The following is a 24,744-nucleotide window of genomic DNA, read 5'->3' as shown; positions in this document are numbered from 1 at the left end:
GCTCCGGCATTGAACTAGACCAATTCGAAGTAGCGCTCGGGGCCCTCGGAGTCTGTCCGAATCGCCGGTGGTTTCCACGGACCTGAACGCCCACTCGAACATCTGCCGCATCGCGGCTTTCTGTCCCGCGGCTTTGAGGGAACTGCCGAGTATGGCCCAAAGCGCCACAGTCACAGCTGACAATCGCGCGCCCGCGCGCGAGTACTACAACGAGAGCGTCGTCCGCCTGTTCGTCATCGCGACGATGTTCTGGGGCATTGCGGCGTTTTCCGCCGGCGTGTTTATCGCCTTCCAGCTCGCCTATCCCGAACTCAATCTGGGATTTGCCGAGACCACTTTCGGCCGGTTGCGGCCGCTGCACACCTCCGCGGCGATCTTCGGGTTCGGCGGTAATGCGCTGCTGGCCACCTCGCTGCACGTGGTTCAGCGAACCTGCCGGGCGCGCCTGTTCGGCGGCGACGAAACGGCGATGTTCCTGTTCCTGGGCTACCAGGCATTCCTGGTGATGGCCGGGCTCGGCTACATCTTCGGTATCACGCAGTCGCGCGAATATGCCGAGCCGGAATGGTTCGTCGATCTGTGGCTGACCCTGGTCTGGGTCGTCTATCTGGTGGTCTACGTTGGCACGATCATGAAGCGCCGGGAGCCGCACATCTATGTGGCGAACTGGTTCTTCCTGGCGTTCATCATCACGATCGCGATGCTGCACATCGTCAACAACCTGGCGGTGCCGGTCAGCTTCTTCGGGACCAAGAGCTACTCGCTGTTCGCTGGCGTGCCGGATGCGATCACGCAGTGGTGGTACGGCCACAACGCCGTGGGCTTCTTCCTCACCGCGGGCTTCCTGGGGATGATGTACTACTACATCCCCAAGCGCGCCGAGCGGCCGGTCTACAGCTACCGCCTGTCGATCATCCACTTCTGGGCCCTGATCTTCCTCTACATCTGGGCGGGCCCGCACCATCTGCACTACACCGCGCTGCCTGACTGGACGCAGACCTTGGGCATGGTGTTCTCGGTGATGCTGTGGATGCCCTCCTGGGGCGGCATGATCAACGGCATCATGACCCTGTCGGGGGCGTGGGATAAGCTGCGGACCGACCCGGTGCTGCGCTTCCTCGTCGTCTCGGTTGCATTCTACGGTATGAGCACGTTCGAGGGTCCGGTGATGTCGATCAAGCCGGTCAACGCGCTCAGCCACTACACCGACTGGACGATCGGCCACGTGCACTCCGGTGCGCTCGGCTGGGTGGCGTTCGTGTCGTTCGGCGCGATGTACTTCCTGGTGCCGCACCTCTGGCATCGCCGCCAGCTCTACTCGATGCGCCTGGTCAGCTACCACTTCTGGATCGCGACGCTGGGCATCGTGCTCTACATCACCGCGATGTGGATCTCCGGCATCATGCAGGGCCTGATGTGGCGGTCGTACGACCAGCTCGGCTTCCTGCAGTACTCCTTCGTGGAGACCGTGGAGGCGATGCATCCCTTCTACGTGATCCGTGGCCTGGGCGGGGTTCTGTTCCTCGTGGGTGCCCTGATCATGGTCTATAACCTGGTGCGCACCGCGCGTGGCGATATCCGGCAAGAGAAGCCGATGGTCGCCCAGCCGGCCGCCGCCGCAACTCCGGCCGAGTAAGGAGGGCAGCGGAGATGCACTGGCACAAGCGGATCGAAAAGAACGTCATCCTGCTGGCGATCCTCACCCTGATCACCGTCTCGATTGGCGGCATCGTGGAGATCGTCCCCACTTTCACCATCAAATCCACGGTCGAGCCGGTGGATGGGGTGCGTCCCTACTCCCCGCTCGAGCTGGCGGGGCGCAACATCTACATCCGGGAGGGCTGCTACGTCTGCCATAGCCAGCAGATACGCACCTTCCGCGACGAGGTGGAGCGCTACGGCCACTACTCGCTGGCGGCGGAGAGCATGTACGACCACCCCTTCCAGTGGGGCTCTAAGCGCACCGGGCCCGATCTGGCGCGTGTGGGCGGCAAGTACACCAACGACTGGCACGTCGCGCACCTGCAGGACCCGCGGTCGGTCGTGCCGGAATCGATCATGCCGCCTTACGCCTTCCTGTCGGACAAAACCCTCGACATGGACGCGGCGGCACACCTGGAGACCAACGTCGACGTCGGCGTGCCCTATAGCGATCAACAGATCGAGGTCGCGCAGGCCGATCTTCGCGCGCAGCAGAACCCGGACGGTGACGTGGAGGGCCTGCGGGAACGTTACCCGCGGGTCGAGGTGGCGAACTTCGACGGTAACCCCGACCGGGTGACGGAGATGGACGCGCTTGTCGCCTACCTCCAAATCCTGGGTCGGATGGTGGACTTCTCGGACACCAGCACCGAACAGCTGCTGCAGTAGGTATGAGGCGAAAAGGCCGATGGAATTCTTAACCGACCTGGCCATCTGGCTGCGCCAGCTGTGGGTCGTTTGGTTGCTGCTCCTGTTCCTGGGTGTTTGCGCCTGGGCGTTCTGGCCCAAGAACAGGAAGCGCTTCGAGCAGGCGGCACGCATCCCGCTCGAAGACAACAACGAGGAGAAGTGAAGCGATGCCGACCAAGCCCGAGAAAGACCACCTGACCGGTCAGGAGACGACCGGCCACGAGTGGGACGGCATCAAGGAACTCAATACGCCGTTGCCGAAGTGGTGGCTGTACGTCTTCTACGCCACCATCGTGTTCTCGGTCGTGTACGTGGTGCTTTACCCGTCGATCCCGTGGCTGTCCGGCCACACCGAGGGCCTGCTCGGCTGGGACCGCCGGGTCGAGCTGCAGGAGGACATCCAGCAAGCGCAGGCCGCCCAAGCGAAATGGGTCGACCAGATCGAGCAGGCCGACCTGCAGACGATCGCGAACGATCAGGAGTTGCTGAACTTCTCCATGGCCGGTGGCGGTGCGGCCTTCGCCAACAACTGCGCGCCCTGCCACGGCCAGGGCGGTTCGGGCCGGCCCGGCTTTCCGACCCTGGCGGATGATGCCTGGCTGTGGGGCGGTTCGCTCGACCAGATCCATCAGACGATCAGCTACGGTGTCCGGAACGAGCACGAGAACTCCCGCGCGTCGATGATGCCGCCTTACGGCAACATCTTCGACCAGGAGCAGATTCGCAACGTGGCGCACTACGTGAAGTCGCTGTCGGCCGATGTGGACGCGCCCGACCGGGTCGAGGCTGGCAAGCAGGTGTTCGCGCAAAACTGCGTCGCCTGCCACGGCGCCAACGCCAAGGGCAATCCAGCCCTCGGCGCGCCCAACCTGTCCGATCAGATCTGGCTGTACGGCGGGGAGATCAGCGACATCGTCTCGCAGGTCACCAATCCGCAGCACGGCAACATGCCGGCCTGGTCCACCCGCCTGGACGACGAGACGATCAAGATGCTGGCGGTCTATGTCTACACGCTGGGCGGCGGTCAGTAAGGCCAGTCGGCATTGCAGATCGCACGTCAGGGCCGCGGGAGTGCACGCTTCCGCGGCCCTTTCTGTTCGTGCCCGCCGGAGCCGGGTTTCGGCGCGATGAAATTCGCGCCATGCCGCTGGTCGACCCCGGGCCCGAGGGCCATCTCCTTATGCCGTAAGTCGCGTGGCGCCGCAGTTGGGGGCGGCGCGAGCGAAAACCATTCAGGATATACCAGCCAAAGCTTTGAACGGGCGCGACACCTTGGCGCAGCGCATATGAGCGATTGCTGAAGCATCCTTGATATACCGCAATGGCGCTCGCAGCCGAGGCGCGTAAGTTCTTGGCATTCGTAACGATTACGCGCGCCAGGCGTGGCTGAGCGGGATCGTCTTGCGAATATGGGCGGCGCAACCGAGTAGAGACGATATGGCTGAGTCGACGATTCATGAGGGCACTGAAGGTGCCCTGTCCCGGCGCAAGCAGCGGGAGCAGAACCTCTACGCTGGCCGGGTGAAGGTCCATCCGATGGCGATCGGCGGTTTTTACCGCAAGCTCAAGTGGGCGGCGGTGATCGTTCTGCTCGGCATCTATTACATTGCACCCTGGCTGCGCTGGGATCGCGGGCCGAACACCCCGGATCAGGCCTTGCTGATCGATATGCCGGCGCGCCGGGCCTACTTCTTCGGCATCGAGATCTGGCCGCAGGAGGTCTACTACCTGGCTGGCCTGCTGATCATGGGCGCAATCGGGCTGTTTCTGGTGACCAGCCTTCTGGGCCGTGTGTGGTGCGGCTACGCCTGCCCGCAGACCGTCTGGACCGACCTCTACATGCTGGTCGAGCGGTGGATCGAAGGCGACCGCAACGCCCGGATCAAGCTCGACAGACAGCCGCTGACCGGCCAGAAGCTCGCCAAGCGCTTGGCCAAGCACAGCGTCTGGCTGTTGATCGCGCTCGCCACCGGTGGGGCGTGGATCATGTACTTCGTCGACGCGCCTACTGTCGTCGGCAACTTCTTTACCGGCCAGGCGTCTTTCAGCGTCTACTTCTTCGTCGGCATGTTTACGGCCACGACCTACCTGTTGGCCGGCTGGGCACGCGAGCAGGTGTGCACCTACATGTGCCCGTGGCCGCGCTTCCAGGCGGCGATGTTCGACGAAGACACGATGATCGTCACCTACGAGCCCTGGCGCGGTGAGCCGCGCGGCAAGCCGAAAAAGGGCAAGACGCACGTCTCCCCGGCCAATCTGCCGCCCAAGGGCCCGGATGATAGCAGCACGCCGGGCTTGGCCGCGATCGACTGGGAACAGGCCAATGCGCTCTACGGCCGGGACAAGGTCGACGGCAAGGGCGACTGCATCGCCTGCGACAAGTGCGTTGCGGTCTGTCCGACCGGCATCGACATTCGCGACGGCGTGCAGATGGAGTGCATCGGGTGCGCGCTGTGCATCGACGCCTGCAACAGCGTGATGGAGAAGCTGGGCCGGCCCAAGAACCTGATCACCTACGATACACTCGCCAATCAGGAGCGCCGCGCCCGGGGCGAGAAGCCGCGGATCCGGCTGATCCGTGCCCGCACCATCCTGTACGGCTCGCTGCTGGCGGTCGTTGCCGGCATCATGCTGTTTACCCTGATGACCCGCAGCACCCACGACCTCAACGTCCTGCACGACCGCAATCCGCTGTTCGTGACCCTATCCGACGGGGCGATCCGTAACGGCTACACGATCAAGATCCTGAACAAGGAGCGCGCTCAGAGCAGCTATACCCTGGAGCTCGGCAACCTGCCGCAAGGCACCTTGTCGGTGGTGGGCATGAACACCCCCAGGGCCCGCCAGGTGCAGTTGACGGCCGACCCGGATTCCGTGACATCCTATAAAATCTATGTCGAACGCCCGAGCTCGGCGGTCGAGCAGACGACGCGCGATTTCCAGTTCCGCCTGACCGACCGGCAGGGCAACGTTGTGGTACAGGAAACGCTGTTCCGGGGGCCTGAGAGGTGAGCGCGCAGCATGGCCTGATCCAACGGGCGATCCGCTGGTACAAGCAGCCCAACGTCTGGATTCCCAGTTGTTTCTTCGGGATGTTCCTCGTCATCTTCGTGGCCAATGGCACGATGATCGGGGTGGGCATGGGCTCTTGGCGCGGGCTCGTTACCGATGATGCCTACGACAAGGGGCTCGTCTACCAGCAGGCGATCGAGGCCGAGCAGCGCGAGGACGCGCTTGGCTGGTCGGTCGACCTGTCGGTCGAACACCCGCAGCCCAAGCGGGTCGATGTGCGGATCTCGCTGACGGACGACCAGGGCCAGCCGCTGCAGGCGGACCGCGTTCAGGTCGGCTTCGTCCGCCCGACGCAGGAAGGTTACGACAGCGTCCATACCCTGGACGCGCTCGGCGGCGGCACCTTTGGCAAGACCGTCGATCTGCCGCTCAAGGGTCTTTGGGAACTGCGTATCGAAGCGGAGAAGAATGGCAAGGCCGTCCGGGTTTCCCGGCGGATTACGGTGACGGAATGAGCCCGCGCCGTCTTATCCGATAGGATCGCGTGATGAGTTGCTGTACCACCGGCGTTGCCGATGTCGCGCGCGCCGAGGCTGAAAGCGGCCGGCAGGCCGCGGGCGACGCGCGGGAGCCGGTCGACGTTACCCCCTACGTCCAGGCCGACGCTCAGGGGCGTCACACCCTTGCCCTGATGGTCGAAGGCATCCATTGCGGCGGTTGCGTCAAGACGATCGAACGCGAACTGAGCGCGATGGACGGCGTCGAGAGCGCCCGGGTCAATATGACCACTCGGCGCCTTCAGGTCGTCTGGCAAGGGGCGGTCGAGCAGGGCGGCGAGATGGTCCGGCGCCTAGCCGGACTCGGCTACCGCGCGGTGCCTTACGATCCCCAGCGCCTGAGCGACGACGACACCCGACAGGAGAAGGAACTACTGCGCGCCATGGCCGTGGCCGGCTTCGCCGCGGCCAACGTGATGCTGCTGTCGGTCTCCGTCTGGGCGGGCCATGCCCAGGGGATGGCGGATGTCACGCGCGACCTGTTGCACTGGTTTTCCGCGCTGATCGCGCTGCCGGCCATCGTCTACGCCGGGCGGCCGTTCTACCGTTCCGCCCTGTCGGCGCTGAAGGCCGGACGGATGAACATGGACGTGCCGATCTCGCTGGCCGTCCTGCTGGCCGGCGGGATGAGTTTGTCGGAGACCATCCAGTCCGGTCCGCACGCCTATTTCGACAGCGCGGTGACGCTGCTGTTCTTCCTGCTGCTCGGCCGCTATCTGGACCGACGGGCGCGCGGCAAGGCGCGGTCGGCCGCCGAACGCCTGCTCGCCCTACGCAGCGGGGCGGTGACGCTGCTAGACGCCGACGGCAGCCGGCGCGTGGTGCCGGCCGATCAGTTGCAGCCCGGCATGCGCATCCTGGCTGCGGCGGGCGAGCGGATTGCCGCCGACGGCCGGATCGTCGACGGGACGAGCGAACTCGACAGCTCCCTGCTGACCGGTGAAACGCTACCCCACGCCGCCCAGCCGGGGTCCCGCGTGTATTCTGGCACCCTGAATCTGTCCGCGCCCGTCACGGTGGAAGTCACGGCGGTCGGGGAGGACACGCTGCTGTCCGAGATCGTGCGGCTGATGGAGACGGCCGAGCAGCGCCGGGCGAAATACGTCGCGCTGGCCGATCGGATGGCGCGCGGCTACGCCCCGGTGGTGCACGTGCTGGCGCTCGCGGCCTTCCTCGGTTGGGTCATCCTGGGTGGGTTGGCCTGGCAGCCGGCGCTCCTGATCGCGGTGGCGGTCTTGATCGTGACTTGCCCCTGTGCGCTTGGCCTTGCCGTGCCGGCGGTGCAGGTGATCGCCAGCGGTCGGCTGCTGAAGCGCGGCGTGCTGCTGAAGTCCGGCACGGCGCTGGAACGTCTGGCCAAGGTCGACACGGTGGTGTTCGACAAGACCGGGACACTCACCCTGGGCCGGCCCGAACTGAAGGAGACCGACGTCGATCCGCTGGACCTGCGGGCGGCGGCCGGGCTTGCCGGGGCCAGCACGCATCCGCTGGCCCGCGCGCTCTCACGCGCCGCGCCCGACATGCCGGTGCTTGACGGCGTGCGCGAGGAGCCGGGCTGCGGGCTCGCCTGGGCCGACGCGCAGGGCAACGAGACGCGTCTGGGCAAGCGCAGTTGGGTCGGTGCGGATGCTGCCGCCGAAGACGACGACCACGACGGTCCGGAGTTGTGGTTAACCCGTCCCGGCATGGCGCCGGTGCGCTTCACCTTCGACGACCCGCTGCGTTCCGACGCGGGCGAGGTGGTGCGCACCCTGCAGGGCCAGGGCAAGGAGGTCGTGTTGCTGTCCGGCGACCGGACGCCGACGGTGGAAAAAGTGGCCGGCGCCCTCGGGCTGGCCGACTGGCAGGCGGAATGTGCGCCCGCTCAGAAGGTGGCGCGGCTGGAGAAGCTGGTCGCCGGCGGCAAGCGCGTCTTGATGGTGGGCGATGGCCTGAACGACGCGCCCGCGCTCGCCGCTGCCAGCGTCTCCCTGTCGCCTGCCAGTGCCGCCGACATCTCCCAGACCGCCGCCGACGCGGTGTTCCAGGGCGAGCGTCTTGCCCCGGTGCTGGAAGTGCTGGAGGTCGCCCGGCGCGCCGGGCGGCTGGTGCACCAGAACTTCGGCCTGGCCTTCGCCTATAACGCGGTGGCGGTGCCGCTGGCGATGGCCGGCTTCGTCACGCCGCTGATCGCCGCGGTGGTGATGTCCGCCTCCTCGCTGGCGGTGACCGGCAATTCGCTGCGCCTTGGCCTGACACGGGCGACGACGGAGTAGGCGCGGGCGCACCCGTCTCGCGCCTTACCGCCGTCGTGGCGCACCTGCTAAAGTCGTCCCATGACCGTCCTGATTTACCTGATCCCGATCGCGTTGTTCCTCGGCCTGTGTGGGTTGGCGGCCTTCCTGTGGTCGCTCAAGAGCGGGCAGTACGACGATCTGGAAGGGGCGGCGCACCGGGTGCTGTTCGACGACGACGAGAACGACCCCAACGACCGGTCACCAGGGTGAAACGCGATGGCACGCGGACCGTTCGCGGGGGTGTTGGCCCCTGTCCTGACCCCGTTCAACGCGGATTTATCGGTCGATAGCGCGCGCTTTGTCGGGTTCGCCAAGGACTTGCTCGGTCATGGCTGCAGCGCGCTGGTCCCGTTTGGCACCACCAGCGAAGCAACCTCCCTGTCGCTCGACGAGCGGCTGGAACTGTTGACCGCCTTGCGCGAGGCGGAAGTGCCGGGCCACAAGCTGCTGCCGGGCGTCGGTCTCCCCAACCTGCCGGAGACGGTGCGTCTGACCCGTGCGGCGGTGAATCACGGCTGCGGCGGCGTGCTGCTGCCGCCGCCCTTCTTCTACAAGAACGTCAGTGACGCGGGGCTGTATGATTTCGTCCGCGAGCTGATCCAGCGGGTCGGCGATGACCGGCTGCGCCTCTACCTCTACCACATCCCGGGGCAGGCCGGGATCGGCTGGTCGCCGGCGCTGGTCGAACGGCTGTTCACCGACTTCCCCGAGACGGTGGTCGGCCTCAAGGATTCCGGCGGCGACTGGTCCTACACCCGGGACCTTTTGCATAAGCACCCCGGCTTCAGCGTGTTCGTCGGCAACGAGCACTACCTCCGCGATGCGCTGGAACTGCGCGGGGCCGGCACGATCACCGCGAGCGCCAACGTCAATCCGCACCTGCTGAACCGCCTGTACGAATGCTGGGGCCGCAGCGGTGGTGATGAGCTCAATGAGGCGGTGATTGCCTACCGCAAGGCGCTGGAGGCTTTCCCGACCATTGCGGGCGCCAAGGCCGTGGTCGCTCGGCGCACCGGGCATCCTGGCTGGACCCGTGTCCGTCCGCCGCTAACCTCGCTGCCCGCCGAACAGGCCAACGCCCTTTTGCAGAAGTTGAACGCGCTCGAGGCGTTCACCGCCGGCGCGGGACGCGCGTTGGGTGGGCGTTAGGCGGCCACCGCGGTCGGGGCTACCGCGCCTTCAGCACCAGATCGGCCGCGGTGTGGCCGCTGGTAGTGGCGCCCTCGATCGTCGCCGGCAGGCCGGTGTCGGTCCAGTCGCCGGCCAGCAGCAGGTTCGGGATCGGGGTCTTGGCCGGCGGGCGTTGACGCACGGCCGCGGGCGTCTGGGCGAAGGTGGCGCGGCGTTCCTTGATCACCCGCATCGGTGGCTGATGCCGGGGGTCGAGGGCGAGCGCCTTGGCGACGTCGGGCCACAGGATTTCCGCAATCTCGGAAGGCGAACGGTCGGCCAGTTGGGTCGCCGCGGAGACGGTGACGCTGGCGACGTCATTGCGCAGGAAGACCCACTCCGCGGTGCCGCCGACCAGCCCCAGGAACGGGATGCCCTCCGCCAGTCGTGCGCGGTGGGGTAGGCGGATGTGGGCGTTGACGATCGGCCGCGTGTCCGTGGGCGCGGTGAGCCCGGGGATCAGCTGCCGGGCGACCGGGGCCGGCACGGCCAGGATCACGCGGTCGTCCGGCGCAACCGGCTCGTAGCCCTGCGCGAAGTCGAGACCGGTGATGCCGCCGTCGTCGCCGCCCAGATCGCGCAGCCGCCAGCCCAGCCGCACATCGGCCCCATAGACATCCAGCGTCGCGAGCGCCGGGTCGACGAAGGTGTCGGACAGCGACTGGATCGCCACCAGCGGCCGGGAATAGCGCCCGCCCTTGGCGAATGAGTCCAGAATCACCCGGCGCAGCAGCCGCGCATCGGCGGCTTCCGGTTCGGTGTTCAGGATCGAGACGGCGAGGGGTTTCCACAACCGTTCCCAGATCGCGTGGCCCGGCCGGCTCAGGCGCTCGGCCACCGTCTCGCCGTCGCGCGCGAAGGCGATGCCGGCGCCGCGCAGATGGTCGAGCGCGCTCGCACCCTTCACCCGCCGGCTTGGGACCCACAGCCACCAGGGCAGGCGGCCGTCGTTCGGGCGGACCGTCCAGCGCTCCCCGGTTTTCAGGTCGACGAACGGGAAGGCGGCGTTGGGCGGGGCGCTCAGGTGGTGTTCCGCGCCGGTTGCGCGCAGGAAGGCGCGCGCGTTCGGGTTCGCGCTCAACAGCAGGTGATTGCCGTTGTCGATCCAGCGTTCGAGTTGCGGGTCGTACAGCGAGCGGCAGCGTCCGCCGGCCTGTGGGGCGGCGTCGTAAAGCGTGACCGCTTCGCCGGCGCGCGCGAGGCGCACTGCGCAGGCGAGCCCCGCCATGCCGGCTCCGATTACATGCGTGCGCGCCATCGGCTTATGCGGACCTCACGCCGTTTCCGAAGCCGGGGTTGGCCGCCACGCCGCCGCGAGGGCCCCCCTCCCGGCGATCCATAGTTTGGCCGGCTTGGACAGCTCGACCCGGACGGCCAGTGGGTCCTGCCGGCTCAGACGCGCGTGCAGCGCGCGCGCCAGCGCGGCGATCGCCCCCGCTTCCATCGCCATCCGTCGGTCGGTCAGGCGATCGGGCAGCGCGCGCGCCGCCGGCAGCAGTGCCGCCACGCCGTCCAGCGCCCGGTCGATTACCCGGCGCAGCCGCAGGTCCGATTGGCTGCCTGCCAGCGCGTCGACACCGATCCCTTCGTGTGCCAGCCAGCTTTCCGGCAGGTAGACGCGGTCCAACCGGCGGTAGTCGTCGCCCAGATCCTGCAGGTGGTTGAGGATCTGCAGCGCCGTGCACAGCGCATCGGAGAGCGGGCGGGCGGCTGCCGGCTCGCCGTGCAGATCGAGCAGGAAGCGGCCCACCGGATTGGCGGAGTTCACACAATAGCCTAGCAATTCCTCCCAGTCGGCGTAGCGAGTCTTGACCGCGTCCTGCTTGAACGCCGTCAGCAGGTCCAAAGCGTCGGCAAGCGGTACGCCGGTTTCCAGCAGGCTTGCGCGCAAGCGCTGGGCGACTGGCACGGCATAGCCGCCAGCTTCCCCGTTCAGGGCCGCGCCTAGCCGATCCAGCCGGGCGATCTTGTCGTCCGGGGCCAGCGTTGGGTTATCGGCGATGTCGTCGGCGGCGCGGGCGAAAGCGTAGTACGCCATCACGTGGGGGCGCAGCCCGGGGGCGATCAGGCGCGAGGCGACCGGAAAGTTCTCGTCGCCGCTACCTTTGCCGGAGGGCGTTTCGATCGCGCTCAAGGGGGTGAACTCCTCCCGGGTCCGGGGTCGCGCGGACTGTAACGAACGCCGCAGGGCGGGACTAGCGGGCAACTCCCGACACGTGGCGCGATGATCTGCATGCCCTGTGCGCCGTACCTAATCCCTCGTATCCTGGCCGTCGCCGATGGCGCCGCCTGTGGTGTCGGCGGTCTCGACGTCCGCTGGCAGCGGGGGGTGCAGGCCTTTGGGCGCATGCCGCATGAAGCGTTCGAGGTAGAGGCGCTTGGCCGCGTGCGGTGGCAGGGGGTGCAGGGTGATCGGGCCGCGATCGTAGATCTTCTTCGGTGGCGGTTCGAAGATGTGGTCGGCGACGTCCCGCTCGAATCCGGCCAATTGGGTCGCTTCCAGATAGGCGGCGGCGCGGTCGGCTTTCTTGATCAGGTGCTGGATTTCCTCGGGCAGCGCCCCCGGCAGGCCGAAGCGCAGCAGCACCGCCTGCATCAGCCGCTCTTCCAGCGCCTTGTAGTCGATCCCGACAGCCGCTTTGAATGGTGTGATCAGGTCGCCGATCACGTACTCCGGCGCGTCGTGCAGCAGCACCGCCAGACGCCACTTGTGCGCGGTGCCGGCGCGCAGCCGTCCGGCCAGGTCATCGACCAGCACGGAGTGCTGCGCCACCGAGAACGCCCAGTCACCGGACGTCTGGCCGTTCCAGCGGGCGACACGGGACAGGCCGTGGGCGATATCCTCGATCTCGACGTCGAGCGGCGAGGGCTCCAGCAGGTCCAGCCGCCGTCCCGACAGCATGCGCTGCCAGGCGCGTGCGATATCCTTGTTCTTCGGCGACTTCTTTGGGGACGGCTTTTTCGATGTCGGGCGGTCGGCCATCTGGTGTGGCGCTCCGTTAGGCGCGCGGCGCGGCGAGGCGGACCAGCGACAAGCCGGAGCCGGTCGGGAATCGGGTGATCTCCCCCAGTTCGGGCAGTGGCGTATAGCTTTCGATCAGCTCGCGGGCGCCGTACTCGGCCTCTTGCGTATAGGTCCAGGCGTAGTTCTTGCCATTGCGGGACCAAGCGATCTCGTCGCCGGGGACGACCTCGGGATCGAACAGCATGGCCAAGCTGGGCAAGGGCGGGCCGCCGGTGGCATGCACTTGAGTGGCGGCGAAGTTGTCGTCGACCAGGAGCCAGCGGAAGCCGCGTGCGTGCGCCTCCGCCACGCGACGGGCGTGATTGATGTGGTCGTCGAAGAACACGAGCGCTTCAGCGTTCGCCGGGTCTGAACCGATCGTCGCCGTCCAGTCGCCCTGGTGCGCGCGCAGCTTCTCGTGGGACCAGGTCAGCTTGCCCGTGTCGACATCGAAGGTATCGATCGGCGTTTCGGGGCAGGCGCGGTGGAAGATCCAGGCGCTGTGGCCGCGGTGGGTGCCGCTCTCGATGATTCGGTTGGGGGCGAGCGCACGGGCGATCACGAACAGCCAGAGCGAATCGTTCACCCCGCTGCCGCCCGGATTCTCGCCGGCCGGGCTGTCGGCGTGGAGGCGAAAGAACTCGCCGATCCAGGCAGCCAGCTCGCGCGAACCGCCGGTTGGCATCAGCTGAAGGCGCGTCAGCGCGGCGGCGATCGTGTCGGTCAGCTGGCGCTCCAGGCGCGCTTGCAGCTTGTCCGATAGCAGCCGGCGTTCCTGCCGGCCGTCGGCCCTGGGCGTGACGCGGTAGGCGTGGGTGGCGGGCTTGGGATCGGCGGACATGGATGAAAACCGCGTGCTCGTAGCTGGGGGCGTGCCGAGAAAATTGGATGCGATCCGGGTCATCCCCGCTACGCCCGCGTGCTGTCAAGCCGCAGGCTGCTCGGCGCGCGCAAGAAAAAACCGGCTGGCGACGGTCATACGGCCGTCGCCAGCCGGCGGGGGCAGGGAGGCTCCAAGGCGAACGGGCCCGTGGTCCGCGGGCGGATCCGCGGAGGGCACATGACGCGGCGTCATCAGGGGAGAGGGGGACCCCGTAAGATCGCCGCGTCTCGACAGACAACGGCGGTAGGGGGGAGCCGCTGCTGTCCGTCTGTCTTGATACTTAAGCGGGACAGTCCGCCCTCGAAGTGACGGCGATCACAGGGCGCTCAATCTCGCCCTGGCTAGCCGCGCACGCTGGCCACCAGATCCGCCAGCGCGGGGATGTCGTCGACCACCAGGACGTTGCGTTCCTTGTGCAGCACGCCTTCGCGCGTCAGATCCGAGAACACGCGGGCAACCGTCTCCCGCGTGGTGGAAACCCGGCTCGCCACCTCGGAATGCACCGGGATCGGGGAGAGGCGCGCGATTTCCGCGTCCGGGCCCGCCGCCTGGCGGGCGAGGCGCAGGATTTCGGCATGGACGCGGTTGTTGGCGCCGAGCGCGCTTAGATCCATGATCCGCTCGCTCGCCTGCCGGACCATCCGGGTCAGGCGGCGCATGGTGGCCAGGCTGACCTCGGGATGCTCGGCCAGCATGTTCAAAAAGCTGCGCTGATCGAGTGCGGCCGTCAGGGTGCGCTGGACCGCGACGACCGAGGCCGACCGCATGCCGCCGTCGATCGCGGCCAGTTCGCCCACCGTGCCGCCGGGGCCGATATCGTCGAACGCAACCTCCCGCCCGCTGGCGGCATAGTCGAGCACGCGCACCCGGCCCCAGATGACGAAGTGCACCTCATGGCTGTCCTGTTCGCGGGCGATCACGGTTTCCTGCGGCGCGTAGGTCCGCCAGCGGCAGCGGTCCTCGACCCGTCGCCGGTCGGCGTCTTGCAGGTCACGGAAGATCTCGACCCGCGCCAGCGACCGGTCACGCCCCTCCTGCTGTCCGCTCACGGCTGGTGATTCCCCCTCAGTGGCATGGTCAGTCCACTCGGATGGCAGTGTGCGCCGGACAATGGGAACCGTACAAGCGCCGCTACCGACCGACTGCATACCCTTGCATGCCGCGTGGGTTGGCGCCGGCCTTGATCAGGCCGTCTTCCGTGCCGACCGCCGTGACCCGGCCGAGCGACCAGGGATCGCTGATGCCGATGTGATGGCCGCGCCGACCGAGTTCGACGAAGGTCTCCTCCGGAAACCGGCTTTCGAGATCGAGTGTGCCCAGCTTGGCGCGGCGCGGGTAAAAGGATGAGGGCATGTGGTCGGTCTTGAAGCCGGGCGCCTCGATTGCTTCCTGCAGGTTATGGCCGGCGTGGACGTGGCGTAGGAAGGCGTGCAGCGTCCACTGGTCCTGATAGTCGCCGCCCGGCGTGCCGATCGCCAGCACCCGTCCGTCCGCGTGGGTGGCGAGCGAGACCGACAGGGTGGTGCGCGGGCGCTTGCCGGGCGCCAGGCTGGCCGGCTGACCGTCTTCCAGCCAGAACATCTGCGCGCGGGTGCCCAGGCAGAAGCCGAGGTCCGGGATCACCGGAGAGGACTGTAGCCAGCCTCCGGACGGCGTCGCCGTCACGGCGTTGCCGTGCCGGTCGATCACGTCGATGTGGCAGGTGTCGCCCGGGGCCTGGCGGTCGCCGTGCTTGGGTCGGTCGTCCTGCACCGTCGGCTCGCCGCCGCCAAACGCGCCCAGCGCCTGCTCCGGCGGCGGCGCGAGCGCGAGCTCCAGCAGCCGGTTCAAGTCGCCGCCATAGCCCGGAATATCGCCTGGGCGCAGATCGCGGCTCGCCTCGCGTCCGATCAGTTTGCGCCGGACCTCGGCATAGGTGTCGGACAGCAGCGTCTCCAGCGGTACGTCGACGAAGTCGGGGTCGCCGTAGAACAGCTCCCGGTCGGCGAAGGCGAGCTTGGCGGCTTCGGTCACGGTATGCACGAACTCGGCGCCGGTCGGGGCCATCCGGTCCAGGTCGACCCCCTCCAGCAGGGCCAGTTGCTGCAGCAGCACCGGTCCCTGCGACCAGGCCCCGGCCTTGTGCACCCGCCAGCCGTGGTAGTCACGGGCGACCGGCGCCTCCTTGGTGGCGCGCCAGGCGGCCAGATCGTCGCCGTCCAGCAGGCCGGCGTGACGGGCGCCGCTGGTGTCCATCACCTCCTGCGTGCGGCAGAACGCGGCGATCGCCTCCGCGACGAACCCCTCGGCCCAAACGTGCCGGGCGGCTTCGATCACGTCGTCCCGGTCGCGGGCCTGACCCTCCGCTTCCCGCACCAGGCGCTCATAGGTGTCGGCCAGCGTCGGATTGGCGAAGCGCTTGCCGGGCGTCGGAACCCGGTTGTCGGGCAGGTACAGGGCGGCGCTGGTCGGCCATTCGTCGCGGAACAGCCCGGCCACCGTCTCGATCGTTCCCGCGATTCGGGGGACCAACGGGTAGCCGTGCCGTGCGTACTGGATCGCCGGCTCCAGAACGTCGCGCAGCGGCAGGCTGCCGTGGTCACGCAGCAGCAGCATCCAGGCGTCGAACGCCCCCGGCACGGTCGCCGCCAGTAGGCCGGTGCCCGGCACGACCTCCAGCCCCTGGTCGCGGTAGGCCTGGATGGTGGCTGCCCGGGGCGCAGGGCCTTGGCCGCAGACGATTTCCACCGCGCCGCCGGCGGGCTTGAGCGCGATCGGCACCTCGCCGCCGGGACCGTTCAGGTGCGGCTCCACCACCTGCAGCACGAAGCCGCCGGCCACCGCCGCGTCGAACGCGTTGCCGCCGCGTTCCAGTATCGCCATGGCGGTCTGACTCGCCAGCCAGTGGGTCGAGGCGACGGCCCCGAAGGTGCCGCGAATCTCCGGGCGGGTGGTGAACGACATGCCAGTCATCTCCAGCGATCAGGCGGGAGCGCGCACGTTACGGCGCGCTTGCCTGGCTGCGCAACCAACGCTGCTGGTAGCGCTTACGGCGGCCATGCTTTAGACAGAACCGGACACGACCACTTTCGGGGGACAGGACGACAGCCATGGCAGCCATCGAGCATCCCTATCTCATGTTCCTGGGCGACGCGCCCGACCAACTGGCCGCGAAGACCGCGCAGGGCGTGGCGCACTGGCGCCCGGACTGGTGTCTGGGGCAGTTCCGGATGGATGGCTGCAAGGCCGACCTGGGCTTGAAGGACCTGTCGATCGAGGAGGCGGCCAAAGCCGGCTGCCGAACCGTGATCGTCGGCGTCGCCAATCGCGGTGGCGTGATCTCGGAAGCCTGGACCGACGCGCTGGAACGGGCGATGGACCTCGGCATGGACCTCGCCTCCGGCCTGCACAAGAAGCTGAACGACGTCGAACGCCTGCGCAAAGCGGCGGAGCGCAACGGCCGGCAGATGCTGGACGTGCGCCACCCCACGCGTGATTTCGGGGTTGCCGACGGCAAGAAGCGTCCGGGCAGGCGGGTATTGACCGTCGGCACCGACTGCTCGGTGGGCAAGATGTACACCTCCCTCGCGATCGAGGCGGAGATGCACAAGCGCGGCATGAAGGCGGATTTCCGCGCAACGGGTCAGACCGGCATCTTCATCGCGGGCGACGGCGTCTCGGTCGACGCGGTGATCGCGGACTTCATCTCCGGGGCGACCGAGTGGCTGACCCCGGCGAACGATGAGGATCACTGGGACGTCGTCGAGGGGCAGGGCTCGCTGTTCCACGCGTCCTTCGCCGGGGTGTCTACCGGCCTGCTGCACGGCAGCCAGCCGGACGCGCTGGTGCTCTGCCACGAGCCGACGCGTACCCACATGCGCGGCCTACCGGACTATGCCCTGCCCGACTTGGAGACCTGCTTGCAGCAAAATGAGCTAGTGGCCCAGTTGACCAACCCGAACGCCCGGACGGTCGGCGTCGCGGTCAACACCAGCGGCCTCGACCCGGACGCCGCCAAGGCCTGCCTGCAGGAGATCGAACAGCGCCTGGGCCTGCCGACGGTCGATCCGGTGCGCGACGGTGTGGCGCGCATCGTCGCCCAGTTGACTTAAAAGGGGGCGGCAGACGGCATGGTGGAGTTGAGCGTCGCGCGCGAAAGCTGGCCGATCCGGGGGGCCTTCACGATCTCTCGGGGCAGCCGCACCACGGCGGAGGTGGTGGTCGTCGGACTCTCCGACGGCACGCACACCGGCCGGGGCGAATGCGTCCCCTATCCCCGCTACGACGAGACGGTCGACGGCGTGATTCAGGAGATCGAAGGCCTGCGCGATGCGCTGGCCCAGGGTCTCGACCGCCACGCCTTGCAGGACCGTCTGCCCGCCGGGGCGGCGCGCAACGCACTCGATTGCGCGTTCTGGGACCTGGAGGCGAAGCAGGCCGGCAAGCGGGTCTGGGAACTGGCCGGCCTGTCGGAGCCGCAGCCGGTGCCGACTGCCTATACCCTGTCGCTGGATACGCCGGCGCGGATGGCCGTCAGCGCCAAGGACAACGCCGAGCGGCCGCTACTGAAGCTCAAGCTGTCCGGTCCGGACGATCTGGACCGTGTCGCCGCGGTGCGCAGCAACGCGCCCGACGCCCGGCTGATCGTCGATGCGAACGAGGGCTGGACCGCCGACCAGTACCGCAACCTGGCGGAAGAGTTGCGCGATCTGGGCGTCGACATGATCGAGCAGCCACTGCCCGCGGCCGACGACGAGGGGCTGGCCGGGATCGTCCGTCCGGTGCCGGTGTGCGCGGACGAATCCTGCCACGACCGCGCCAGCCTGGACGCGCTCGCCGGCAAGTACGACATGGTCAACATCAAGCTGGATAAGACCGGCGGCTTGACCGAGGCGCTGGCGCTCAAGGCGGAGGCGGAGGCCGCCGGCTTCGCGGTCATGGTCGGGTGCATGCTGGCCACCTCGCTTGCCATGGCGCCGGCGGTCCTGCTTGGTCAGGAGGTCGAGATCGTCGACCTCGACGGGCCGTTATTGTTGGCGAAGGATCGGGACGGCGGCCTCACCTTCGAAGGCAGCTTCATCCATCCGCCCAGCGCCGGGCTGTGGGGATAGGTTCCGCGGGGCGCAATATCTGCGCTAAGGGCAGCCGCGGCGGTGCGGATAGCCGGGCCGTTCCGTCGTTCCTGCCCGCATCGGGTGATCCGACAGGCTTGCTCCCCGCGTAATGACGGCTAGTTTGGCAGTGGTAAGCGTGTAGCGACGAAAGGGCGAACGGTCATGGCCGAGCGCAGCGACAACACTCGGGAGGATGGGGAGCCGGTTTACCAGACGGATTTTCCGTCCGAGCATCCGCCGATCGGTTCGGAGAAGGTTGGTGTGCTGCTGCTCAACCTGGGCACGCCGGAGGGGACCGACTACTGGTCGATGCGCCGCTACCTGAAGGAGTTCCTGTCCGACCAGCGGGTGATCGAGCTGAATCCGGTGTTCTGGCAGATCCTGCTGAACACGGTGATCCTGTCGAAGCGCCCACAGGCGAGCGGCAAGGCCTACGCCTCGATCTGGAATACGGAGAAGAACGAGAGTCCGCTGAAGACGATCACCCGCGATCAATCGGATGCGGTCGCGGGGATTCTGCAGCAGCGCTTCGGTGGGGAGGTCGTGGTCGACTGGGCGATGCGCTACGGCTATCCGCGCACCCAGGACGTGTTGGCGAAGCTGGAGGATCAGGGCTGCCACAAGATCCTGCTGCTGGCGCTCTACCCGCAATACGCCGCTTCGACCACGGCGACCGCGTATGACCAGGCGTTCCGCGCCTTGATGCGGATGCGCTGGCAGCCGGCGATCCGCACCACGCCGTCCTACCACGACGAACCGCAATACATCGATGCGGTGGTGGGCTCGATCCAGCAGCACCTGCAGCAGCTGGACTGGACGCCGGAGGTGCTGGTGACCTCGTTCCACGGCCTGCCCAAGCGCTACTTGCTGAACGGTGATCCGTACCACTGCCAGTGCGCCAAGAGCTCGCGGCTGATCCGGGACCGGCTGGGCTGGAGTGCGGAGGCGGTGCAGCTGTCCTTCCAGTCGCGGTTCGGCAAGGAAGAGTGGCTGCAGCCCTACACCGACGAGAAGCTGGCACAGTTGGCCCGGGAGGGGGTTAAGAAGGTGGCGATCATCGCGCCCGGCTTCGCCAGCGACTGCGTGGAGACGCTGGAGGAATTGGACCAGGAAGGGCGCGAAACCTTCCTGGAGGCCGGTGGCGAGCAGTTCACCTATATCCCCTGCCTGAATGCCCAGCCCGACCACGTCCGCCTGATCGCCGACCTCGCCACACGCGAACTCGGCGGATGGGTCGATGACAACGCCCGTGGGCGCGCGTCGATCGCTGCGGAGTGAGATGCAGTCTCAGACTGCGTGCGCGACTTTAATAAGAGACCTCCGTTCGTATCGTCGAAGTCTTTTACATCTGCTTTGATTTTGCATCTATGAGTGTAAGGGGTAGTTAACGACTGTCTCGGGTGTCGCCCCTTAAGTAGTTGGAAAATTGGATCCCCTCTCAATGGCATGATCCTTGCTGTCCTAGGCTGTTGCGATTCGGGTTGGAGGTAGGGAACCCGACAAAACATGCCTTATAGGGAGGGCAAGAAATGAAGAAAACACTTCTGCGTTGTGCTGTATTTGGGTTTGCGACTTTAGCGGGTGTATCTGTGCTTTCGAGCGAATCACGAGCTCAGACGCCCCCGACACCCGTCGATATTGAACTGTCGCTGATCATCGACGTGTCCGGCAGCATCAGCGGCTCGGAATACAATCTGCAGATGGACGGCTACGCCTCCGCGTTCCGTCAGCAGGCCGTGATCGACAGGATCACGGGCTCGACCAATGGCATTGCCGTGAACGCTGTCTTCTTCGCCTCTTCGGCGTCGGAAGGCATCGCCTATACCCATCTGCAGACCGAAGCGGATGTGCTGCAGTTCGCCGATACGCTGGATAACTTCGCCCGTCCGGGTAGCGGCGGCACGAACGTCGCGCAAGGCATGCAAGTTGGTCTGGATAGCTTGCTCAACAATGATTTCGACGGCACCACCCTGATCATGGACGTCTCGGGTGACGGGTCGGGCGGTACTGGCAGCGCGGCCGCGAGCGTGCGCGATGACGCGCTGGCAAACGGTGTGGATCGGATCAACGCGGTGGCGATCGAGTCCGAGTTCGTCCGGCAAGCGTTCGAGGACAGCGTGATTGCCGGTCCGAATTCCTTCGCCCTCCTGGCGAGCGACTTCTCGGAGTTCGAGACGGCGATCGGCCGGAAGATCCGTGCGGAGGTTGGCGGCGGTGACCCGGTTCCGGTGCCGGGCTCGTTGCTGCTGCTGGGCGGTGGGCTGCTTGGCCTGGGTGCCTTCGCGGCGCGGCGCAAGGGGGCTTAAGCCCTTCGCCGTCCTGCATGGCGTTAGGGTGGTCAAGGCCCGAGGGACGCCCTTCGGGCCTTGACCGCCCGAGACAGCGGTCCGCTCAATAGTGGTCCATCCAAGAGTATCGCCGTTACATGTTGAGGCCGCGATGAAAGCCCTTACAACTTTACTTGTCGCCGTTGCCCTCTGGCCGATGGCTGCCCAGGCGGCAACGTCCGAGCAGCAGTTCGCATTGAAGGGCGTCGGCCGCCTGAGCTGTACACAGTTCCTGACGGAGCGCGCGGCCGGCTCGGACCTCTATTGGAACATCGGCGGCTGGATCGACGGCTACGCCAGCGCCTATAACGCCTACGTGCCCGAGACCTACGATATCTCGCCCCATGCGCCGGGCACCGCTGCGGACACCTTCTCGGTCTTCCTGGCCAAACATTGCGAGCAGCACCCGCAGGATCCGATCGGCCTCGTACTGAAGAGCCTGCTGGAACGCCTGCACGCGATCCGTGTCACCGACCGCAGCGAGGTGACGACCGTCGCCGTCGACGGCAAGACCTATCAAGTCTACGCCTCCGTGCTGGCACACGTGCAGCAGGCGTTGATCCGCGACGGCTATTACGACGGAACGATGGACGGCAAGTTCGGACCCAAGTTGCAGGCCGCCCTTAGCAAGTTTCAGGCAGATTCCGGCATGCCGGCCAACGGCGCACCGACCGAGGCGACCATGGTCCGCATCCTGTTCGCCGACCTCTCGTCGGACTCTGCCACGCGCTGACCCTGTAGCTGGACACGCACCGCCGTCCGGCCCGGTAAGGACCGGACGGCGTGATGCGGCAGGGCGGCGTTACTCCGCGGCCTGCATCTGCGGGTAGGAGCCACGGGGCAACTGCTTGTCCGGGTCGTAGAACGGTACCCGGTGGACCGTGGCCTCGACGTCTCCTGCTTCGGCGGGCAGGTCGACGTACAGCTTCGTGCCGGCTTCCTTGTAGGCCTTCGGCACCATCGCGAGGGCGATGTTGCATTCCATCTTGGGCGAATAGAACGCGCTGGTGACGTAGCCGATGTCGGCCGCGTCGGACCCATCACGCACCGTCCAGAAGTCGGAGTTGTACCAGGTGATGCGTGGGCCGCCCATCACCAGGCCGACCAGCTTGCGCTCGACGCCATCCTGATAGATCCGGTGCAGGGCTTCCTTGCCGACATACCAATCCTCCTTCTCGGGATCGAACTGCCATTCCAGCGGCGCCTCAAAGGGGTTGGTCTCGATATCCATATCCTGGCCGAAGGACATGATGCCGGCCTCGATCCGCCGGATGTGGCCGGGCGCGATCACCCGCAGGTCGTGCGGCTCGCCGGCGCGCACCAGCGCGTCCCAGAAGCGGTCGGCGTCGGCGGTGGCGTTGCGCAGATAGATCTCGTAGCCGACTTCGCCGGAGAATCCGGTGCGCGAGATCACCACGTCCATGCCGTACATCTGCGTCTGCTTGAGCTCGTAGTACTTCATGCCGTCGAGCTCGTCGCCGAAGATGTCGCGCATCATCGCCTGCGCCTTCGGTCCCTGCACCTGGACCGGCGAGACGTCGATCTCCTTCAGCTCGACATCCATGTTCCAGCCCTGGTTCAACCCCTTGAACCACAGCAACAGGTCGGAATCGGAGATCGAGAACCAGTATTCATCCTCCGCCACGCGCAACAGCACCGGGTCGTTGATGATGCCGCCTTCCTCGTCGCACAGGATGACGTAGCGCGCCTTGTCGACCGGCATCTTCTTCTTCATGTCGCGGGTCACGACGCGGTTCACGAAGTCCTGCGCGTCCGGACCCTTCACCATGATCTGCCGTTCGACGGCGACGTTCCACAGCGTGACATGGTTGGTCAGGTAATAGTATTCGCCCATCAGCGCGTTCTGCTCCTCGGAGAAGTAGAGACGCGGATGGTACATGTGGTTATAGACCGTGACCGCCCGCACGCCGTGTTCGACCGACTTGTGCCAGAACGGCGATTTGCGCACGCGGGTGCCGATCAGCATGCGCACGTCCGCGTCACCGCTCTGGCGCAGGTTGACGGGGACGTTGCGGTCCTTCGTCTGGGGCATGGCGGCGCTCCTTCATAAGCGACTGGAGGGCTCGCGACATCCGGCCGCCGCCTGCGACCGGGTATCGTGTTCATGTCCCTACCGGTAACGCCGCCGCTGCAGGCTTCGATGGCTTTCGAGCGTTGGCCGATCGACGATTTGCGACGTGACTGCTGTCCACCCATGTGATGTTTGCGTGACTTGGCGTTCGCCAAGTTATGGGCGGTGTCGCAGTCGCTCCAACAGATGTCGTCATGTGTCGATACATGGGTGATGAAAGCTCGGGACGGTTGACCCGGGGGAGGGCCGTTTTCGTCCTACAGACGTTGCAGCAGGGTGGCCCGCGTCGGCTGGTCCAGCCAGTAGGCCCCATCGGCTTGCCGCGCCGATGCGGTGAAGCGTTCGCGAAGCCAGTCCTCCTGCGCTGAAACCGTAGGCTCGCGCGCGGGATCGACCCGGATCAGGCCGTTGCGGAACGCCTGGAAGCTCTCGTATTTCACGGGCGCAAGGTATTCCAGGCGGGCGACCAACTGCCAGTCGGTTCCCCCGTGGGCCTTGGTCAGCGCGTCGTCTGCGGCCGCGCGCACGGCCGTCTCGTCCTCCACCATGCGGGTCAAGTCGAACAGCGGGCCCTCGGCGATCGGTTCCACCGCCAGCAGTCGGCCCTCGGGTTTGAGCGCGCGGTGCGCCTCGCCCAGCGCGGTCTCCAGCTCGTCCACCGGCACGTGGTGCAGGGCATTGAAGTACAGCACGTCGTCCAATGTGCCGGTGGCTAGAGGCAGCGCCGCGCCGCCTGCGGTGATCCAGTGCGCACCGCTGTGCAGATCCGCGGCCATGGCGGCGGTCACGGCCGTTTCCTGCGGATCCAGGCCAACCACTTCGGCGCCCATCGACGCCAGGCGTCGGGCGAGCGCACCGTGCCCGCACCCGACGTCGACCAGCAGGTGGCCCTTCAGGTCGCCCAGCAGCTCGCTTAGCATCTCAGTGTGTCGGCGTGTTTCGCGGGTCCTCATCGGCTGCTCCCCTTCAGTGTCTGTCTGGCCATAGCGGGTTGCCTTCCGCGATCCGCCGCTGCCGGTTAATCTGGGGCGTCCAGATACCGTTCGGCAAGGAAGGCGGACAGTCGACATGAGCGAAACGACCACTCCCCAAGCCTGGGTCGGACGGCAACACCGAAGCTGTGACCTTCTGGACCTGAACCGGGCGCGGGCGATGGAGGCGGCCCTGGGCCGCCGGCCGCGACTGCATCCCGGCGATCCGCTGCCGCCGTGCTGGCACTGGCTGTACTTCTGGGAGATGGCGGCGATGGGCGATCTGGGCCCGGACGGCCATCAGGCGCACGGCGAGTTTCTGCCGCCCACCGGCCTGGCCCGGCGGATGTGGGCGGGTGGGCGCATCCGCTTCGACCGGCCGCTCGATCTGGGGGTGGAGGCGGTTAGGACCTCGACGATCCAGGCGGTGCAGGAGAAGCAAGGTCGTAGTGGCCGGCTGGTGTTTGTCACCCTGCACCACGTCATCGAGGACCGTGAGGGGCCGGCGATCTCGGAAGAGCAGGATCTGGTGTTCCGGGAGGCCGGCGCCGCCGCGCACGAGCCGCCGCCCGCCCCACGTGAGGCGGCCTGGCGGCGGGAGATTCAGCCCGGGCCGGTCCAACTGTTTCGCTATTCCGCGCTGACCTACAACGGCCACCGCATCCACTACGACCGGCGTTACGCCACCGAGGTGGAGGGCTATCCCGACTTGGTGGTGCATGGACCGCTGCTTGCGACCCTGCTGCTCGACGGACTGATGGACGAAGGCGGGCAGGGGGCGCCGGCGCATTTCAGCTACCGCGCGGTCAGTCCGCTGTTTGCGGAGCAGACGGCGCAGCTGTGCGGCCGGTCCCGTTCGGACGGGGCCAGCGACCTTTGGGTTACCGGGCCTGATGGCCAGTTGTGCATGCAGGGGCAGACGTCGTTCTAACACCAATGAGGTGTGCGCTCGCCCGGATGCGCAGCGC

General features: G+C 67.0%; 23 protein-coding genes. 15 read left to right on the top strand and 8 right to left on the bottom strand.

The window, feature by feature from the left end:
- Nucleotides 1-151 precede the first annotated feature (151 nt).
- From ccoN to RHOSA_RS0116825, 9 genes are all read left to right on the top strand, one after another.
- The gene (gene ccoN, locus RHOSA_RS0116865; protein WP_027289606.1) at nucleotides 152-1,636 is read left to right on the top strand and encodes a cytochrome-c oxidase, cbb3-type subunit I; all 1,485 of its coding nucleotides are present in this window, start codon (nucleotides 152-154) and stop codon (nucleotides 1,634-1,636) included.
- A gap of 14 nt (nucleotides 1,637-1,650) precedes the next feature.
- A complete protein-coding gene (gene ccoO / locus RHOSA_RS0116860; RefSeq protein WP_027289605.1) occupies nucleotides 1,651-2,370 on the top strand; it encodes a cytochrome-c oxidase, cbb3-type subunit II in 720 nt (239 codons plus the stop codon).
- Nucleotides 2,371-2,389: 19 nt separating this feature from the next.
- Nucleotides 2,390-2,554 (top strand): cbb3-type cytochrome oxidase subunit 3, encoded by a 165-nt coding sequence (locus RHOSA_RS24870; protein ID WP_081728792.1) that lies wholly within the window; start codon nucleotides 2,390-2,392, stop codon nucleotides 2,552-2,554.
- 4 nt (nucleotides 2,555-2,558) lie between these two features.
- Complete coding sequence (gene ccoP / locus RHOSA_RS0116850; protein WP_027289604.1) at nucleotides 2,559-3,422, top strand: cytochrome-c oxidase, cbb3-type subunit III; 864 nt, start codon at nucleotides 2,559-2,561, stop codon at nucleotides 3,420-3,422.
- Between the two features lie 406 nt (nucleotides 3,423-3,828).
- Nucleotides 3,829-5,403: a cytochrome c oxidase accessory protein CcoG gene (ccoG, locus tag RHOSA_RS23145; RefSeq protein WP_037256546.1), complete on the top strand. Its 1,575-nt coding sequence runs from the start codon at nucleotides 3,829-3,831 to the stop codon at nucleotides 5,401-5,403.
- Nucleotides 5,400-5,918, top strand: a complete 519-nt coding sequence (locus RHOSA_RS24445) for a FixH family protein (RefSeq protein WP_051432248.1) — start codon at nucleotides 5,400-5,402, stop codon at nucleotides 5,916-5,918. The genes ccoG and RHOSA_RS24445 overlap by 4 nt, the downstream gene beginning before the upstream one ends.
- Nucleotides 5,919-5,950: 32 nt before the next feature.
- Nucleotides 5,951-8,215, top strand: coding sequence for a heavy metal translocating P-type ATPase (locus RHOSA_RS23135; protein WP_051432247.1), 2,265 nt, complete (start codon nucleotides 5,951-5,953; stop codon nucleotides 8,213-8,215).
- A 60-nt stretch (nucleotides 8,216-8,275) separates the two neighbouring features.
- A complete protein-coding gene (gene ccoS, locus RHOSA_RS24865; protein ID WP_081728791.1) occupies nucleotides 8,276-8,446 on the top strand; it encodes a cbb3-type cytochrome oxidase assembly protein CcoS in 171 nt (56 codons plus the stop codon).
- A 6-nt stretch (nucleotides 8,447-8,452) separates the two neighbouring features.
- Nucleotides 8,453-9,385: a dihydrodipicolinate synthase family protein gene (locus tag RHOSA_RS0116825; RefSeq protein ID WP_027289603.1), complete on the top strand. Its 933-nt coding sequence runs from the start codon at nucleotides 8,453-8,455 to the stop codon at nucleotides 9,383-9,385.
- A 19-nt stretch (nucleotides 9,386-9,404) separates the two neighbouring features.
- On the opposite strand, the gene hpnE is transcribed toward RHOSA_RS0116825, so the two are convergent.
- From hpnE to RHOSA_RS0116795, 6 genes are all read right to left on the bottom strand, one after another.
- Nucleotides 9,405-10,664 (bottom strand): hydroxysqualene dehydroxylase HpnE, encoded by a 1,260-nt coding sequence (hpnE, locus tag RHOSA_RS0116820; protein WP_027289602.1) that lies wholly within the window; start codon nucleotides 10,662-10,664, stop codon nucleotides 9,405-9,407.
- Between the two features lie 15 nt (nucleotides 10,665-10,679).
- On the bottom strand, nucleotides 10,680-11,540 hold the full coding sequence (gene hpnC, locus RHOSA_RS23130; RefSeq protein WP_037256537.1) for a squalene synthase HpnC: 861 nt from the start codon (nucleotides 11,538-11,540) through the stop codon (nucleotides 10,680-10,682).
- Nucleotides 11,541-11,657: 117 nt separating this feature from the next.
- Nucleotides 11,658-12,389: an HD domain-containing protein gene (locus RHOSA_RS23125; protein ID WP_051432246.1), complete on the bottom strand. Its 732-nt coding sequence runs from the start codon at nucleotides 12,387-12,389 to the stop codon at nucleotides 11,658-11,660.
- 16 nt (nucleotides 12,390-12,405) lie between these two features.
- A complete protein-coding gene (locus RHOSA_RS23120; protein WP_051432245.1) occupies nucleotides 12,406-13,251 on the bottom strand; it encodes a hypothetical protein in 846 nt (281 codons plus the stop codon).
- Between the two features lie 383 nt (nucleotides 13,252-13,634).
- Nucleotides 13,635-14,342 (bottom strand): Crp/Fnr family transcriptional regulator, encoded by a 708-nt coding sequence (locus RHOSA_RS0116800; protein ID WP_027289601.1) that lies wholly within the window; start codon nucleotides 14,340-14,342, stop codon nucleotides 13,635-13,637.
- Between the two features lie 82 nt (nucleotides 14,343-14,424).
- Nucleotides 14,425-16,236: a gamma-glutamyltransferase family protein gene (locus RHOSA_RS0116795; protein WP_037256535.1), complete on the bottom strand. Its 1,812-nt coding sequence runs from the start codon at nucleotides 16,234-16,236 to the stop codon at nucleotides 14,425-14,427.
- Nucleotides 16,237-16,382: 146 nt separating this feature from the next.
- Between RHOSA_RS0116795 and dgcN the strand changes: the two genes are divergently transcribed.
- The 5 genes from dgcN (at nucleotide 16,383) to RHOSA_RS0116770 (ending at nucleotide 21,446) form a co-directional block, all read left to right on the top strand.
- Complete coding sequence (dgcN, locus tag RHOSA_RS0116790) at nucleotides 16,383-17,384, top strand: N-acetyltransferase DgcN (protein WP_027289599.1); 1,002 nt, start codon at nucleotides 16,383-16,385, stop codon at nucleotides 17,382-17,384.
- Between the two features lie 18 nt (nucleotides 17,385-17,402).
- Complete coding sequence (dgcA, locus tag RHOSA_RS0116785; RefSeq protein WP_200372067.1) at nucleotides 17,403-18,383, top strand: N-acetyl-D-Glu racemase DgcA; 981 nt, start codon at nucleotides 17,403-17,405, stop codon at nucleotides 18,381-18,383.
- A gap of 165 nt (nucleotides 18,384-18,548) precedes the next feature.
- On the top strand, nucleotides 18,549-19,664 hold the full coding sequence (gene hemH, locus RHOSA_RS23115; RefSeq protein WP_051432244.1) for a ferrochelatase: 1,116 nt from the start codon (nucleotides 18,549-18,551) through the stop codon (nucleotides 19,662-19,664).
- A gap of 251 nt (nucleotides 19,665-19,915) precedes the next feature.
- On the top strand, nucleotides 19,916-20,692 hold the full coding sequence (locus RHOSA_RS24440) for a DUF1194 domain-containing protein (protein ID WP_081728789.1): 777 nt from the start codon (nucleotides 19,916-19,918) through the stop codon (nucleotides 20,690-20,692).
- A gap of 133 nt (nucleotides 20,693-20,825) precedes the next feature.
- Nucleotides 20,826-21,446 (top strand): peptidoglycan-binding domain-containing protein, encoded by a 621-nt coding sequence (locus RHOSA_RS0116770; RefSeq protein ID WP_037256533.1) that lies wholly within the window; start codon nucleotides 20,826-20,828, stop codon nucleotides 21,444-21,446.
- Nucleotides 21,447-21,515: 69 nt separating this feature from the next.
- On the opposite strand, the gene RHOSA_RS23105 is transcribed toward RHOSA_RS0116770, so the two are convergent.
- Both RHOSA_RS23105 and RHOSA_RS23100 read right to left on the bottom strand, forming a co-directional pair.
- On the bottom strand, nucleotides 21,516-22,766 hold the full coding sequence (locus RHOSA_RS23105; protein WP_037256531.1) for a glycine cleavage T C-terminal barrel domain-containing protein: 1,251 nt from the start codon (nucleotides 22,764-22,766) through the stop codon (nucleotides 21,516-21,518).
- 296 nt (nucleotides 22,767-23,062) lie between these two features.
- The gene (locus tag RHOSA_RS23100) at nucleotides 23,063-23,758 is read right to left on the bottom strand and encodes a class I SAM-dependent methyltransferase (RefSeq protein WP_037256530.1); all 696 of its coding nucleotides are present in this window, start codon (nucleotides 23,756-23,758) and stop codon (nucleotides 23,063-23,065) included.
- A gap of 115 nt (nucleotides 23,759-23,873) precedes the next feature.
- Here RHOSA_RS23100 and RHOSA_RS0116755 point away from each other — a divergent pair, with 115 nt between their 5' ends.
- The gene (locus tag RHOSA_RS0116755) at nucleotides 23,874-24,707 is read left to right on the top strand and encodes an HTD2 family dehydratase (protein WP_027289596.1); all 834 of its coding nucleotides are present in this window, start codon (nucleotides 23,874-23,876) and stop codon (nucleotides 24,705-24,707) included.
- Nucleotides 24,708-24,744 lie beyond the last annotated feature (37 nt).

Source organism: Rhodovibrio salinarum DSM 9154 (assembly GCF_000515255.1).
Classification (GTDB): domain Bacteria; phylum Pseudomonadota; class Alphaproteobacteria; order Kiloniellales; family Rhodovibrionaceae; genus Rhodovibrio; species Rhodovibrio salinarum.
The sequence above is the reverse complement of the archived record's forward strand: the minus strand, read 5'-3'. Positions and strand labels throughout refer to the sequence as shown.